This window comes from Clostridium sp. UBA5712 (genome assembly GCF_002419845.1).
Classification (GTDB): Bacteria; Bacillota; Clostridia; order Clostridiales; family Clostridiaceae; genus Clostridium_J; species Clostridium_J sulfidigenes.
Window position 1 is genome coordinate 98,807 of the sequence record NZ_DIGW01000011.1, and the last position, 16,232, is coordinate 115,038.

Here is a 16,232-nt window from a genome sequence, read left to right on the forward strand (position 1 = left end):
AATAATATAAAATTTATAACTAAATAAAAGTACCCACTTTTAGCATTGTGTAGGTTGTGGAAGTACGTAACTAAATAGGTAGAGGAGAAAATATTATGTACTATAATTTTTATAATGCACTTACTATAAAAGAAAGATATTCAATAATAGAAAATCAATTAAAATATAAAAATAACTTTAATAAAGAAGCTTTTATGCTTTGGCGAAATGATATGTCTATATTAAGTAATGCTGAATTTTCAAAGATGCTAGAAATAAATAAGTATAACCAAAATATTTTTTCATTTGCTGTTGAGAAAAATCCAAATCAGGAATTAAAAGAATTATACATAGACTATACAAAAAATTCTGATTGGTATAATAAGCTCATTGAAATACATGAATTATCCAACTCATGTATTGATTTTGATAACACAAAACTTTCATATTTATTAAGATATTATATAATATATGCTGATAAAGAAATCAGAAGTAAGCTTAAACCAGAAATAATCAAATTTATTAAACAAGAATCAATTCAGTCTATTTTATTATCCTTTTTTTCACAAATTAGTGACATAGGAATAAAGGCTATTACCCTTGAAATTAATATGCAAAGAGAAAAAGGCCTTCTTCTTGGAGATACTACTGAGGACAGATATAAATATTTTATTAGCAAATATGAAAATCCAGAAGACATTCTAAATTTCTTTGATAAATATCCAGTATTAGCTCGTGTTCTTGTAGAAATGACCACAATGTTTATTAAGAATACCATTGAAGTATTTGACCATATTAATGAAGATAAAATAAAGCTAAAGAGCCATTTTCATATAGATGAAAAAGATTTTATTATTGATACAATATATTACGGACTCGGTGATTCACATAATGGAAATAAAACCGTAATGACATTAGCTTTTGAAAATAATAGAAAAATATTGTATAAGCCAAAGAATTTACATGTAAATATTGCATTTTCTAAGTTATGTGATTACCTTAACGATAGAGCTCCCATTCTGCCTTTGAAAACTGTAAATTCTCTTGCTGTCAATGATCATGGCTATGAAGATTTTATTGATCATATAGATTGCCAATCAGAAGAGGAAGTAAAAAGATATTATACAAGATTTGGTTATTTATTAGGTCTTATGTATCTTCTTAACGGCACTGATATGCATATGGAAAATTTAATTGCCCATGGCGAACATCCAGTTATTATTGACTTAGAAACAATAGTGCAGCAACCTACATTATTCAATGGTAAGGATAATGATAAAACTACACAGCTAATCAAACGAAAAGTGTTTGAAAATATTGATAGAATAATGCTATTAACTAGCAGACTTAAAAATAGTGATAACAGTAAGGGAATAGACATTAGTGCTTTATCTGGAGCAGAGAAAACCCTTGATGAAAAGGTACTACAAATCACTAATCTTAATACTGATGAGATTAGATTTGTAGAAGAAACTGCTGTACTACCAGGAAGCCAAAATCTCCCATTAAAACAGATTGATTTTAAAAAATATAAAAATAACGTAATTGATGGCTTTACTACTATATGTAATTATTTTATAAATAATAGAGAAGAAATTTTAAATTCAGATGTGTTTAAAAGCTTTAAAGGGTTAAAGGTAAGGCAATTATTACGAAATACTAATCAATATGCTAAGATATTGGGTCACTCCTATCATCCTGACTTTTTATCTGATATGTTAGATAGAGAAAAAATATTAGAAAACATGTGGAGCATTGAATTTAACAATTCAACATTTATTATTAGTGAAATTGAAGATATGATGTTTAATGATGTCCCTTATTTTTCTTATTACACCCATGGATTAGAAATATATAGCTCAAATAGAAATCTGGGAGAGTTTACTTCAAAAACTTCATATGAGTATCTTATAGAGCATATTATAAGGATTAGTAATGAAGATATCTTGAAACAAGTTTCCTTAATAGAATTAGCATATGGAAACTATGATATACCTAATAAAATTAAGGAATATGAAATGACAGTACAATCCCTTAAAGAAAATTCTTCAACTGAAAACACTTTCTTAGAATGTGCTATTAATCTTAGCAAAAAAATATTATCTGAGCGAATTAAAAGTGAGGATCTCCTTCTATGGATGACAGTAAACACAAGTAAATATGAAGAAGACTCCTATAATGTTATATCAGCAGACTTTTATGACGGTGTTTATGGAATTGCATTAGCTATGTACTATTTATATAAAGTAACAAATGAGACCAAATATTATAGCTATTTTGAAAAAATAATTGATGAGTGTAATACGGAAGATCAAATAATATATGTTGAAAAAAATATTGGATATACCAGCACCTTTAGTTTTATACACATGGCATCCTTCTTAGAAAAAGAAGATTTACAAAAAAGTAAAGTTAAAGGTTATATAAATAAGTATTTAAAAAAATTAGAGAATAATATTGAAATTGATGTTGATTATCTTAATGGAGCAACTTCCCTTGTAAATTCTTTAATTAGATTATATGATAACTCTCATGATACAACATACTTATCCCATATTATCACCTATGCTGAAAAAATATTAGCATGCTTTAAAAAAGATGAGGTAAAGGATTTTCAGGCTGGTTTTGCACATGGCTTAGGACCTATTTCTTTAATATTCTATAAATTGTATAGTATTACAAAGTCAATAAAGTACCTTAATTTTGCAGTCGATATATTAGATAAGGACAAGCATCTCCACTCCAATTATGAAGAAATGCCACTATCATGGTGTAGAGGTTTAACTGGTCTGGCAATTTCTCGTATTGAAATTTGCAAAACTATGAAAAAAGCAAATTTAGATTATACTGAAGTTTTAGAAGAAATTGAAAAAATCAATGACCATATTATGAAGTCAGCCATGTTCCAAAATGATTGTTTATGCCATGGTAATTCAGGTTTAGTAGAATATTTCTTGACTAGGTATTCTTTAACATGGGATTTACATGATTATGACATGGCAAAAACAATAATGAACAAGATTATGACAACCCAAAAGGCAAAGGGTAAATTCCATTTGAAACAACTTGAGCATATTTCTTCAATAGGATTATTCACTGGAGAAACTGGTATTTTATTTGAGCTAATTCGTTTGATTAATCCTGAAATTGTTCCTTCAGTATTAAGTTAGAGAGGTGATATTATATGAAAAATATTGTAACACTAATAGGTACACGTAATTTAAATACTCGAACCTATAAATATGTTGAAGAGATTTTCAATGAACTCAATGTAGAAAGTGAATACAATAATACTATTTTAGACCCAACAAAATATTGCCTTAATCCTTGCTCTGGATGTAAAAATTGTTTTAGTAATGGTATTTGTATTTTTGATAATCTTAAAGATGATAAAGGTAGTGAACTTAAACAACTACTTTTATCTGCAGATTTAATAATTATTAGTTCACCAGTGTATGCCCATAATGTAACCTCTGATGTTAAACTAATTTTTGACAGACTTTCTTATTGGTTGCACATTTTTAAATTGTTAGGAAAGCCAGTTATAATACTAACCACAACAGATACAAATGGTGAAAGCTTTGTTAATGATTATTTAACTAAAATGTTTCAGTATATGGGAGCAGTAATTATTTCAAATGAAACTTTCTTTGCATATGATACACAGGAGGAGATTTTTCATAAGCTCCAATCAATAAGAAGTATCATAAAAGATGCTCTTGAAGGAAATATTGTTTTAGAATCCTCTCCAATGCAAGAGGCTATGTTTCAGCAATTAAAGTATACTTATTTATTTTTCCCTAAAGAACATTACGAATATAAATATTGGGATAGTCACGGATATTTTAATGCAAACAGTTTTTCAGAACTTTTAATTAAGGATAACAGCCATAATGAATAAATTTTTCAACTATACAAGTTTTCTTTTAATACTAATATTATTAAATTTAATTAGTTTTTTTCTACGGATAACAATAATAAATGAAATAACCCTTTACTATTTGTTATTTTTAATCGCCGTTACTTTCCACGAACTTGGACATTTTGCCTTTGGTAAAATCATAGGAATGAAGCTGGAATCCCTTTATGCTGGGCCCATAAAAATTTGTGTTGTGAATAACAAGGTTAAACTTAAAGAAAATAGCATTTTTTCCTTAAGTAATGGCTTATGTCAAATGTTTAAATGCATTGATAAAAACCAGGTATCAAGGAATTTTTCACTCTATTATTTAGGGGGCATATTTACTAATTTATTATTATTTATTCCTGCCATTCTTATAAGTAGAATAGAAACTGAATTTTACTTTAAAACAGTTATTACCACCTTTGGTATAATCAATTTTGTTATTGCATTAGCAACGTCACTGCCCTTTGAAGGAAACGATGGATGGATGGCATTTTTATTACTAAAAAATGATAAGGGCATTAAAAATAAAGTTTGGCTCCAAAATATATATTTAAGTGATATTGATGCTAGTGAGTTAACAGAGGCTGAAATAGATAATTTATTTCAAGTATTTAATAACCATGAAGACATAAGTGATATTTTCACTTGCGGTAGTCTATTAGCATTACACTATATAAAAAACAGTAATTATGACTTAGGAAAAGATTACTTTATGGAAATTATCAATATTATGAAAAAGCAAAATAAAACTAACAGGATGGAAGCAAAGAGTTATATTGAAGTCGTAGATTTTCAATTAAAATTGCTTACTTTACTAGAGAAAAATGCAGATATAGAAAACTTCAATGATTTTGACAAATCACAATTAATAAAAACAGCAAAAGAATATCAAAGAGCGACTATAGACAATCGATTTAGAGAGTACATTGATACTATTCTGTCTAGGATAAGGTAGCTTTCTATGATAATGATTTTAAAGGCATGGTGATTATCCTATAATCCCATGCCTTAACTTCAATTTCTCTATTTAAGCTTATTAAATACAATACAAATGATATAAATACTATTACTTATTTATATCATTTGTTATACTTTAGTAAGCTTAAAATACTCTTCCAATTCCTCCACAGAATTTATATCAAAAATATCCATACCAATTCTATCAATGGTATTAATGGGTAAATTCATTATCTTATTCTCATATCCATCTGGTAAACTTTTAAATTTTTTTATTAGTAGCTTAATTAGTAATTCTGCTTTGCCTTTTTCTATGCCCCTCTTTTCAACCTCTGGATCAAATAATGTTTTTGTCATTCTATTCACCTCATTTTCTAAAATTTCATCCTTAATAAAATTTCTATTTAGATATTCTATTAAATTCTGTATTGCTAACAGCAATAAATAAAGTAGTTTGTATGCCTACTGAAAGAAGTATTTATAGACTATCTTTTGAAATGTTGAAGGTTAATGCCATACTCAGTGAAGACCCATTTTACAAAGAAAAAATCGCCAGTTATGAAATTATTGAATTTATTCCTACCAAATATGCAGCTAGTTTCAAAGATTTTATTTAATAAGAATGAGAAAGGGGCTATCTCCCTACATTCACTCCATTATTTTATGACATTATTAATCTAAGTATAAATTTATTTTCTTTTCTAAGTCAATTATTGCTTTTGATATTTCCTCATTATTTTCAAGATGTAATAGTCTAAAGTACAGGCTACGTATGAAATTTTTCACATTAGTTCTAGCCATAAATCTTGTTCTTCTATCTTCTATTTCAACAACCTTACTAAGCCCATCTATCCAATTACAAATATATTTATTACTTAATAAGTTGTCTGATATTATATCATAATATATTATTGTAATTAACCTTTCATCCTCTTCTGCATTGAAAACTTCTCTTCCTTCAAGTAACTTATTTTCTATAGTCCCCATAATATCTTTACATATATCCTCAGTAATTCCTTTACAGTTTATTAATGCATGTATTCCATCAGCTACATGCGCTATAGCATGTAGCCAACCCTTTTCTTTATCATATCCACGTAAATCTTTTTCTTCATTTAAATATTTAATTAAGCAATCTTTAGTCTTTAGAATCATTTCTTCATCTAAAAATTCTTTATCTAAATGAACACATAAGATTGTATTTACCAAAAGTATAGAAAAACTTCTTCTTAAAACTGAATCATCATCTTCACTTCCAATGTTATAAAAAGCAAAGTCTTTACTTAATATAGTATTTAATAATGTTTCTAACTCTTCATCAGTAAAATACCCTTTTTCTTCAATCCAATTAACAAAAGTAGTATATATCAACTCATCTCTTACTTCAGGATCATTGTCACCAATATACTTAAGCATTAAATTAACATAATCATTAATATTTTCACCATTTCCAAGGTTGTATTCATTCTCTTTAATCCTTATTAAATTTGCTTTTAGCTGTTCTTTTTCATTATACATTTTTAGCACCTTCCTATTTAAATAAAAATTTAGGCAAAAAATTTAATTCTAATAATTAATCTTACTGATATATTATAGGGAGAATATATGAATAGAATTAAATAAGTTTATTTACTAATTTCTTCTTAGTGAAGAATCATAATCCCAAACTCCATTTTCCCATTATCCGATATACTTTCAAAAGAGTTAATTTTTTGAAATCCTAATCGCTGATATACCTTAATTGCTCGTTTATTAAAAGTTGCTACAGTCAAACGAAATACTTTTGCTGATAGTTTATTTCTGGCAAAGTCTAAACCACTATTAAAAAAATCAAACCCTAATCCTTGGCCACACAAATTTGGTTTTATTCCTAAACCAACATCAGTAATATCTTTGCAATCATAAACACCAAATTGATTTCCTACTGGAACTTGAGCAGATTCACCAAAGCAATAGTAGCCTATTAGATTATTCTCTTTGTCAGAAACCGAAAAATAATATCCATTAAGGAGTTCACTTATACAGCTATTACTTTCATCCATACTATAGATTGAAAATGGTTCTTTATAAACCCATTTTGAAATTTGCTTTGCTTCATTATAATTCATTTGCTTTATATTTAGTTCCATGCTAAATCCCCCATTACTTAATTACCTACTTATTTGATTATATACCATATATTTTCAATATTAAAGATACCTAACATAAGCTGTATAAATTGCTTCTCTAATTCTAATTTCCTTTAATTTTGCGTCTGAAAGAGAGGTATGAGAATGTGCTAATATATTTTTACTCTTAATGGTATCTTTCTCTGTGTTAAAGACCTCTAACCACTTAAACCAATATATGTAATTAGCAAGATATTTAGTTGCAACACCATTAAATCTATCCATCAACTTCTATTACACCAACAACGCTTCCAATACCCATAAATGCCTAATTGCTATTGTAAATTAATATTGCCAAATAGAAAAGCATAATTTCTCCTGGATAATATAGTATAAAAGCCAACATTTTTATTATCACCTGTTAACATAACTGTTTGTTTAATATTAGCTGTCTTTATTTCTTTTATTGCCTATGCTGAATCTGTCTTTACCTCATCTGCAATAATCCATAAGGTCTGAAATTATTTTAAAACATGTGTGATAATAAAAAGTTCTTATATTATGCATTTACTGCATAGTATAAAAACTTTTATATTCTAAAAATTAATTTAATACTTCCTTTATATATTTATTTTTGCTTATTTTATAGAATATAATCTGAATTAAAACTCCTAAAAGAAGAGTGTTAATTGACTTCTTCATTAACAGTTCAGTGATTCCACTATTAAATACCATAATATATAAGAAATATACGCCTAGCATTCCTCCTATAAATATGGGAACAAAGAAAATTATTCTTAACTCCTTCTTGATAATGGATTTTACTTCATTCTCCAAAATTCCAACTTTAAATAGGATACTGTTTCTTTTTCTCTCTTCATTAACATCAGAAATTACTTTATAATATAATACTACTCCATTAGTTATAATAAATAGTATTCCTATAAAAATTGTGGTGAATAATAACATACCATTATCATCTAATTGCATTCTGATTAGCTCTTCTCTATAAAGTGGTCTATATGCTTCCAAGGTTCCTCTTTCATCCTCAGATATCTTACCACCCCATAGCTGACCTTCATTCCAATAGGTGCTATCTAAATCGTTAACACCTTTTAAATAGTTTAGTAACCCTTTAAAGGCAACATCTTTATTCCCTACATTCATTAAATGTAAGCTTTTAATGGCTCCTTCTTTTACATTTTTCTTTATCATATTATAGTCATTATCGTTAAGAACAAATGCGAATCCTGAATCATATTCTCCACCATACCTAAAATTAGTGAATTGCACACCTTTTTCTTTTCTAATTTTATCAGCGTTTATTTTCAAAGAGTGAGATTCATTAACAAGGTCATCAAATTGTTCTTTCTCTATCAAAGTCCCATGTTTACGAGCTAACTTATCTACTATTTCTAGATTATTATCCTTAAGAGTTAAAAAAATCAGATTTGGAATCTTATAGTCTTTACTTTCATTTTCAACAGTAACATATAATGCCTCATTAGGTTTAATATTAATACTAATTCCCATATGTTTATTATAGTTTGACTGGCTAATTACTGAATGTCTGGCATTTAAAACACTAAGATTATCCGATTCTTCCTTAAATACAGGTACTTCAATATATTCTAATTCTTTGTATTCATCTACACTTCCACCATTATCTTTAACAACATTTATAACATCTTCTCTATTTACACTGTTATACTTGTTGCTTTCAACAAACATAATATCATATGGATTTTCATTTGAAATATATTCTCTAGTTGAAACATAAATTGAATAACTATATCCTACAAATAGCATAGCTCCAGCTAATAGTAGAGAAGTAATAAACAATATGTTTTTATATGCTAAAAATCTATGAGATAAGTTGCTTAATACCAACAAGTTCTTATTATATATATTAGGAAACTTCTTTAAAATAGCTTTGATTAAGGTAATAATTGCTCCAATTATTATATATGGACAAATTATAATCACTAAAAATAATCCTAATATTATAGGTGCAACCTCCTCAATATTTCCCTTTAGAATAATAATAGGTAAATAATATAAAGCTGCCACAAAAATCATTATAGTTACTACGCCAATAAATACATTAGTATGTCCAACTTCCTTTTTTACATCAGCTTTAATTCCTTCAACAATAGATATACTTCTAAGATAAAATATGTTGAAAATTACATTCCCTAAAAATATTATTGCAAATACACCAGCACTTAATAAAAAGCTCTCATAATCTAATGTGTACTGGATATTAGCTCCACTAACCATTTTATTTAGAGCCATATAGAACATTCTACCCAAAACTATACCACTAACAATTCCAGTAACTAGAGAAGCTATCATAACCCCGATATTTTCCATAATAACCATTTTAGTTAAATCTTTGTATGTCATTCCTAATGTTAAATACACACCAAATTCTTTACCTCTATTTTTCAAAAAGTATACATTGGTATAAGTAATAAAAACTATAGAAAATATGATAATTCCCACTAATGCCAGCTTTACTATGCCATATGTTGATGTTTTCCCAATACCTTTGATTATGGCAGAATTGTACATTAAACTTCCATACATAAATAGCATTGCGCATATTAAGGAATTAACAAAATAGAATGATATATATTTATAAAAATTATATAAAAAGTTCTTTTTAACTATAGCACGAAAGGTCATTAATTGTCCCCTCCTATAAGACTTTGAACTTCTAGAATTTTATCAAATAATTTCTTTCGATCCCCATCAGAAGTAATTTCCATTTTTATTTTTCCATCTTTTATAAATATAATTCTTTTACAGAAAGAAGCTGCAAAGGGATCATGGGTTACCATTAACACTGTACTACTTTTTTCATCATTCATTTTAGCTATAGTTGTCATAACATCATTTGCTGATTTCGAATCTAAGTTTCCTGTTGGCTCATCTGCAAAGATTATAGTGGGATTATTAATTAGTGCTCTTGCAGCAGCAACTCTTTGCCTTTGACCACCTGAAATATTATAAGGATATTTTTTCTTTAAATCTAATATATTAAAATACTTCATAAGATCATTTAAACTATTTTCTATTTCACTTTGCTCTTTCTTATCTAATATAAGAGGTAATGATATATTTTCTTCAACAGTCAAACTATCTAGTAAATTAAACTCTTGAAAAATATATCCAATATTTTTTCTTCTAAATAAAGCAAGTTTGTCCTTTTTCATTTCACTAATATCATTATTATTAATAATTACACTACCTGAAGTACCCTTATCTACTCCTGAGAGAATGTTAAGTAAAGTACTCTTTCCACTTCCACTTGGCCCCATTATGCCTACAAATTCACCACTATTAATAGTGAAATTTAATCCATTTAAAGCACTAACTTCTTTTGCTCCCTTAAATGAAGCATATACTTTAGTTAACCCATTAACTTTTAATATTTCCATACACCATACCCCGCTAAAAAATAAAATTATCTCTTTTCTTTATTCTTTCTTCTAATAACTTCTAACACATATCCTATTCCCATACCTATAAAAGTCCCTGCAGTTCCCCACATAAAATTCCCTGTAATCACACCAACACCTGTCCCGATTATAAAACCTCCAAGCATTAAATTTACTGAATCTTCATCCTCATCCTCTTCATCATAACTATCTTTGTTATCACTAGATACATACTCTTCTTGATTTATGCTTTTTTCTTTATCTGCCTTTTCATTAACTATCAACTCATCTAAACTAACATTAAATATATCCCTTAATAATATAAGGTTATCTATATCTGGATATGCTTTACCTGATTCCCACTTTGAAATTGCTTGACGTGATATATTTAACTTTTCTGCAAGTTGTTCTTGTGATATATTTTTTTCTTTCCTTAATTTTTTTAGATTTTCTTTAAAATTCAAAGTAACCACCTCATGTATAATTATCTCTATCTATTTGCTATTATACAAGCATATATTAGTTACTTTAGCTGTAAACCAGCGGTTGCATCAATTAAAATTAAGCTTAGATTCCTTAGTCTTGATATAGAAGTTAAAAGCAAAGAAAAAAAGTGCCCCATCCTACAAAGAATAACACTTTTTATCAATTAATAAGCTATTATAATAAATTTGCCAGTGAAGGACTTCAAATAATAGGTAAAGAACAGAAGATTAAATTTAGTATTATTTTACAACAGGCTTCTTTTTAAAAGCTAATAATCTTATTATCTCTTCTATATCTTCCTTTGTTTTAGGTCTGTAATTAATCCATCCACCATCACTACAAGGATATTTATTCTTCCATAATTCTTTAGTTAAAGATAAACCCCCATTAATTACTTCATTGAGTTTTTCCTTATCTTTTGAACTTATTTGCATCATTACATCTATATCGTCACTTTCAAAAAAGATATAACATAAGTGCTTGGTTTTATGGGAATACTTATATCCCCAACCGTAATTATTTCCAAATGGGAACTTTAATTCCTTTTGCATATCATATTGTCTATCAAACATTTCTTCAAATTGCTTCAATAATTTTTTCATATCATTTCCAATGAATTCAAAAATCTCTTTTTCTGTAGGTATATTATTTTTATCTAACATCCTATTACTCATATTAACTTCTCCAATCATATATTATATAAAGAGAGTTATAAGCTTCTCTAAAGCTTTACTAACAGAATTCTTAGTATCAGTATTTTTGATACTTAGAAGTCGTTGTCCTTTAGGGGAAATCCTTATCCAGGGACGTAACAGCTCTTTACTCCAACCTTGAAGAAAAGCAGAGAGCCCAAATCTCTGATTTGGTGCTAATCGCTTTCACAGAGTGCGATAGGAGTATTAGAGCTGATAGTCATCGGATTAAAATTAAATAGCATAATTTTTTACTATTATGTATTATCATATATATTATACGTAAGTTGTCAATAACTTGTCGCATAAATACTTATAGCTATTCATTATAGTGTTTATTAGGTATACAAGTTCCCGTTATATTAAATTTCTTCATCAAAATCTATCACCATCTTATACTGATATTCTATAATATAAAAGGGTTATTTAAGAATAGAGTAAAATTTCAAGGATTTATTCTATGGTTGCTAGAGTATCTTACTTATTTAATTTTTCAAATTATATTTTATTTCTATTTCATTAACTTTATCTATACCTATATTTGTGTTAGAAATATATGTTGTTTCTTTATCATTTTTGTAAATAGTAATCCTATCATAACCATAATTAAATGAAACTACTTTTTTATCATTAATAAACAATCTAGCTTCCAAACAATATCCTGTCTTTCTTAATTGGCTAAAGCTTTTTTTAACTTTAGTATTCTCAAACTGGTTTAAAAATTGTTCAATTTCATCTTTATCCGTTATTTCTACAGTTTTTCCATAGGTTCCAGAGCTCATAAGTATCTTATCTACTTTTGTAAAATCAATATCTATTATACTTTTAAAATCCTTTGGTATAAGAAATGGTTGTATAATAAGTCCTATGATAATTATCACTAATATAACCAGTAACCCAATAATCTTTTTCTTCATATCTAGATCCTCCTTAATAAATATAAATAATGTGGTTAATTCAATTTACGAACTACTGGAAAAATAGCCTGTAAAAAAGAGTGCAAAAACGGTTAATACAATTCCTCCTAATATAGAAGTTACCTTATAATAATACCATATATTCAAAATAAAGTTAATTAATTATGTTTGTCTCTTTGAGTTAAATAAAGGTTCATAATTTTCTAGTCTTCAAAGGATTGTTTTCCTCTTACTGGATAAGGGATATATTTCAATATTTTATAGTAATTTGTATTACATTTACTATAATGATACACTAATAAATAGGTCGTATATGTAAACCATAGCAAATCAAAATAACATCTAGAGATTTATTTGATTTTATTATCCCAAATCTAAAATAAGGAGGAAACTCTATGGGTATTATGTTAAAACAAGTAACAAAAGAAAATTGGTACGAATGTAATAATTTAGAGGTTTATAAAGAACAAGAAGGAATTGTTGCGCCAAATTATAATTCAATCATTTTAAGTTTATTATATGAAAATTGGAATGCAAAATGCATTTATGAGGATGATATACTAATTGGACTTCTTTTATATGGAATTGAAGAAGATACAAGTAAACCAATGTTACTTAGGTTTATGATTCATAAAAAGTTTCAAGGTAAAGGATTAGGAAAAAAATCAATGCTAAAATTGCTTGACTTAATAAAAGTTGAATATGGCAATATAAAATTCTATACAACAGTTTCGCCCCAAAATATATCTGCAAAGAAGTTATATGAAAGTGTTGGCTTTGAAGAAACTGATGAAATAATGTGGGATGAAAATGTAATGGTATTTCAAATATAAATATGGAATACGTTTAAAATGTATGTTTTAACCCATAAAAAATATTCAGAAAACCCGCAAAGCCCCACAGCGCCAACAACTAGTTAAATAGTTATATAGTTTTATAGTTACCTAGGAACATATTTAACTAGGATGCTAGTTTAATATATAACTATTTTTCTATGTAAAATTATATATATATCCCTATTTAACTATATAAAATTTTGTATATTTAAATAGGGATATATTTAAATATGTATATATTTTGGGGGTGAAGTTGGAGAATTTTTTTGGATGAGAAAATTATTTTTTGGTGGATGTTTTAGAAAAGAAATTGACTATGGCGATAGAAAAATTATTGCCATAGTCATTTTCGTGAGTGATATATTTTGTTTGACTTTCATATATTTTTATATCTTTTAAGTTATTTATTTTTTATTAATCCAACAGCAACTCCAATTATACTAAATTGATTTTCTTCTAAAATAATAGGTTCATATTCATTGTTTTCTGGCATTAATAGAATTTTTCCTCCCAAGGTTTTATATGTTTTTAAAGTAGCGTTTCCATCAATATCTACAGCAACTATATCTCCTATATCTGCAGATCTTTGTTTATTTATGAGTACATAATCACCATCATTTATATTTTTATTTATCATAGACTCGCCTTTAATTTTTAACATAAATAGATCATCTGAACTTCCAACCCATTCATTTGGTAAACAAAATTTTTCTTCTAGTAAATCATTTATAAGTATTGGAGTTCCTGCTGCAATTTCATTATATACTGGTATTTCTTTTATATCATTAATTCTAATTTCTCTGCCATTTTCCTTAATATAAATATCACTTTTTGCAGTAGTATCTTTTATAAACTTGTGACTTGTATTCCACTTCAAGTTGATATATTCTACTTCTTTCAAAGTTGATGGTAACATAGATGAATCAAACTTAGGAATATCATTAATTTCTTCCATATTTCTATCTATTATAATCAATTCATTCCCATCTGAGGCTATTCCATATTGTACACTTGGACTATTTGCCATATAACTTTTTAATTGTAAAAGTGCTGATTCTATACCTAATCCCCACCTTTTTACTTCAACTAAAATGAATGGTCCTTTTGATGAGCTTCTATTAATATTTACACCAATATCAGCAAAAGCAACTTTAGATCCTATATTTACTCTTTCTTCTAAGGTAATAAAATCTAGTGGGTATTTATATGATTCAACTAATTCTCGTATCATCCATTGACGTACCTTTTCTTCTGCTGAATAAATATCCATAATATTATCTTTTAATAAATAATCTTCTATATCTATATTAGATATTTTTCTTATTAAGCACTTTTCTTTTATTCTTAAATACCTATAGTCTATATCCTTAATAAATTTAGATGGTGCTTCATTTGTAGTTATAAACAACTTTTCTGTAGCTCTTGTCATTCCTACATATAGTAATTTTCTTTCTCTAGATTCAACTATATCATTATCTTCAATATTGGAACTTAATGAAAAATTTGGTATGATTTTAGAATTTACTCCTACCATTATAACCACTTTAAATTCAAGTCCCTTTATAGAATGCATAGTAATTAGCTTCACAGAATCATCTGAAAAACTAAATTGATCTTGCTTATCAAATAAAGATACTGGAATATTTGCTTTTTCTAAATACCTCTTCATTTCAACAAGTTGTGATTTTAACCTAGCTATTATAACTATATCCTTTAAGTTATAGTTGTTTTTTAAATTTGTATTTATTAGTTTTGTAATATAACCTGCCTCTACATCTTTGTCTTTAAAACTTCTAAATATAGGATATTCACCTTGTTTATCAATTAAATTTGGTTTAACAAAATTATCATCTTCAAAAAGCTCTTCATCCTTATTAATTAAGCTAAAAGCTGCTTGTGCAATTTGTGTTGTAGTTCTGTAGTTTTTACTCAAGGAAGTAGACTTTCCAGTCATATCATATCCTAAAGAAGCAAATGATCTATTCTTTACAAGCCATGCTTGAGGATATATACTCTGAGCTACATCAGTTATAAATGTTATACTTGAGTAATTTTTATAATTATAAAGAGTATTTAAGAATTCAAGCTGAACTTTAGATAAATCTTGACATTCATCAATTAAAATATGAGTATATTTCTTTCCAGGAGATCTTTTGGCTTGCTTTAAAGCTAGCAAATTCATATCATTAAAATCTATTTTATTTTTCTTTTTTAAATTTTCATTATATAAATTTAAAACTTCAAATATAGCACTTCTCTGTCTGGAATTTTTTCTTATTTTCTGTGGTCCATCTTGATTTGCCTTTGAAACTCGCCCTACCCTATCTATTGTCTGATATTCATATAGATCAATATAATTACAAGCCTTAATCCACATAATTTCATCTTTTAAAAAGGTTAAATTCTTATTACCAATTATCTTTATATCAGGATACTTCGAAGAAACCATAGCAATTGCATCAATTAAAGCATTTTGAATTTCTTCAGCATTTGCTAAAGTTAATTTTAAATTATTTTCTGATTTATATGTATTATAATAAGTATACATAAGAGAATCGATATTTCTTATTTCTAACTTATTGCTATTATCTTCATTAAACAAATTTTCCTGAAAATCTTCTTCATCTAATATATTTTCATATATGTATGAAACATACTTTACTAATGATTTATTAAATGTAGAAACTAAGACAAAATCATCACTTTCAACACAATAATTCTTAAGTAATATTGGTACTTTACTTACTGCTACTGTAGTCTTTCCTGATCCGGCTACTCCTTTTATTAATGTATGTCCGTTTGGCTTGCTTTCAATTATTTTTTTCTGTTCTACATTTAGCTGCATTTTTCATCCCTCTTTACATATTGTTAAATTATATGTTATATATTGTAATTATAATTCATAAA

At 27.1% G+C, this 16,232-nt stretch carries 15 protein-coding genes; 5 read left to right on the forward strand and 10 right to left on the reverse strand.

Annotation, left to right across the window (positions count from 1 at the left end; translation table 11 throughout):
* The first annotated feature begins 95 nt into the window (after positions 1-95).
* The 3 genes from lanM (at position 96) to B3B03_RS06785 (ending at position 4,841) form a co-directional block, all read left to right on the forward strand.
* Entirely contained in the window at positions 96-3,149 is a 3,054-nt protein-coding gene (lanM, locus tag B3B03_RS06775; protein WP_346876807.1) for a type 2 lanthipeptide synthetase LanM, read from the forward strand.
* A gap of 14 nt (positions 3,150-3,163) precedes the next feature.
* Positions 3,164-3,880 (forward strand): flavodoxin family protein, encoded by a 717-nt coding sequence (locus tag B3B03_RS06780; protein WP_346876808.1) that lies wholly within the window; start codon positions 3,164-3,166, stop codon positions 3,878-3,880.
* Positions 3,881-3,980: 100 nt separating this feature from the next.
* Positions 3,981-4,841, forward strand: coding sequence for a site-2 protease family protein (locus B3B03_RS06785; RefSeq protein WP_346876809.1), 861 nt, complete (start codon positions 3,981-3,983; stop codon positions 4,839-4,841).
* A gap of 131 nt (positions 4,842-4,972) precedes the next feature.
* Here B3B03_RS06785 and B3B03_RS06790 read toward each other — a convergent pair whose 3' ends face one another.
* A complete protein-coding gene (locus B3B03_RS06790) occupies positions 4,973-5,200 on the reverse strand; it encodes a DUF4351 domain-containing protein (protein ID WP_346876810.1) in 228 nt (75 codons plus the stop codon).
* 101 nt (positions 5,201-5,301) lie between these two features.
* Between B3B03_RS06790 and B3B03_RS06795 the strand changes: the two genes are divergently transcribed.
* Positions 5,302-5,460, forward strand: coding sequence for a hypothetical protein (locus tag B3B03_RS06795; protein ID WP_414632719.1), 159 nt, complete (start codon positions 5,302-5,304; stop codon positions 5,458-5,460).
* Positions 5,461-5,515: 55 nt separating this feature from the next.
* On the opposite strand, the gene B3B03_RS06800 is transcribed toward B3B03_RS06795, so the two are convergent.
* From B3B03_RS06800 to B3B03_RS06835, 8 genes are all read right to left on the reverse strand, one after another.
* A complete protein-coding gene (locus B3B03_RS06800) occupies positions 5,516-6,361 on the reverse strand; it encodes a DUF2785 domain-containing protein (protein WP_346876811.1) in 846 nt (281 codons plus the stop codon).
* A gap of 125 nt (positions 6,362-6,486) precedes the next feature.
* Complete coding sequence (locus B3B03_RS06805) at positions 6,487-6,972, reverse strand: GNAT family N-acetyltransferase (RefSeq protein ID WP_346876812.1); 486 nt, start codon at positions 6,970-6,972, stop codon at positions 6,487-6,489.
* A 60-nt stretch (positions 6,973-7,032) separates the two neighbouring features.
* Complete coding sequence (locus B3B03_RS06810) at positions 7,033-7,236, reverse strand: hypothetical protein (protein WP_346876813.1); 204 nt, start codon at positions 7,234-7,236, stop codon at positions 7,033-7,035.
* 318 nt (positions 7,237-7,554) lie between these two features.
* Positions 7,555-9,639 carry an ABC transporter permease gene (locus tag B3B03_RS06815; RefSeq protein WP_346876814.1) on the reverse strand — a complete coding sequence of 695 codons (2,085 nt, stop codon included), beginning with the start codon at positions 9,637-9,639 and terminating at the stop codon, positions 7,555-7,557.
* Positions 9,639-10,394 carry an ABC transporter ATP-binding protein gene (locus B3B03_RS06820; protein WP_346876815.1) on the reverse strand — a complete coding sequence of 252 codons (756 nt, stop codon included), beginning with the start codon at positions 10,392-10,394 and terminating at the stop codon, positions 9,639-9,641. Before B3B03_RS06820 ends, B3B03_RS06815 begins: the two co-directional genes overlap by 1 nt.
* Before the next feature lie 26 nt (positions 10,395-10,420).
* Entirely contained in the window at positions 10,421-10,858 is a 438-nt protein-coding gene (locus B3B03_RS06825; RefSeq protein ID WP_414632829.1) for a helix-turn-helix domain-containing protein, read from the reverse strand.
* A gap of 261 nt (positions 10,859-11,119) precedes the next feature.
* The gene (locus tag B3B03_RS06830) at positions 11,120-11,554 is read right to left on the reverse strand and encodes a DUF3788 family protein (RefSeq protein WP_346876817.1); all 435 of its coding nucleotides are present in this window, start codon (positions 11,552-11,554) and stop codon (positions 11,120-11,122) included.
* 503 nt (positions 11,555-12,057) lie between these two features.
* Positions 12,058-12,489, reverse strand: coding sequence for a hypothetical protein (locus B3B03_RS06835; RefSeq protein WP_346876818.1), 432 nt, complete (start codon positions 12,487-12,489; stop codon positions 12,058-12,060).
* A gap of 395 nt (positions 12,490-12,884) precedes the next feature.
* Between B3B03_RS06835 and B3B03_RS06840 the strand changes: the two genes are divergently transcribed.
* Positions 12,885-13,322: a GNAT family N-acetyltransferase gene (locus B3B03_RS06840; RefSeq protein WP_346876819.1), complete on the forward strand. Its 438-nt coding sequence runs from the start codon at positions 12,885-12,887 to the stop codon at positions 13,320-13,322.
* 403 nt (positions 13,323-13,725) lie between these two features.
* Here B3B03_RS06840 and lexA read toward each other — a convergent pair whose 3' ends face one another.
* The gene (gene lexA / locus B3B03_RS06845) at positions 13,726-16,170 is read right to left on the reverse strand and encodes a transcriptional repressor LexA (RefSeq protein WP_346876820.1); all 2,445 of its coding nucleotides are present in this window, start codon (positions 16,168-16,170) and stop codon (positions 13,726-13,728) included.
* Positions 16,171-16,232 lie beyond the last annotated feature (62 nt).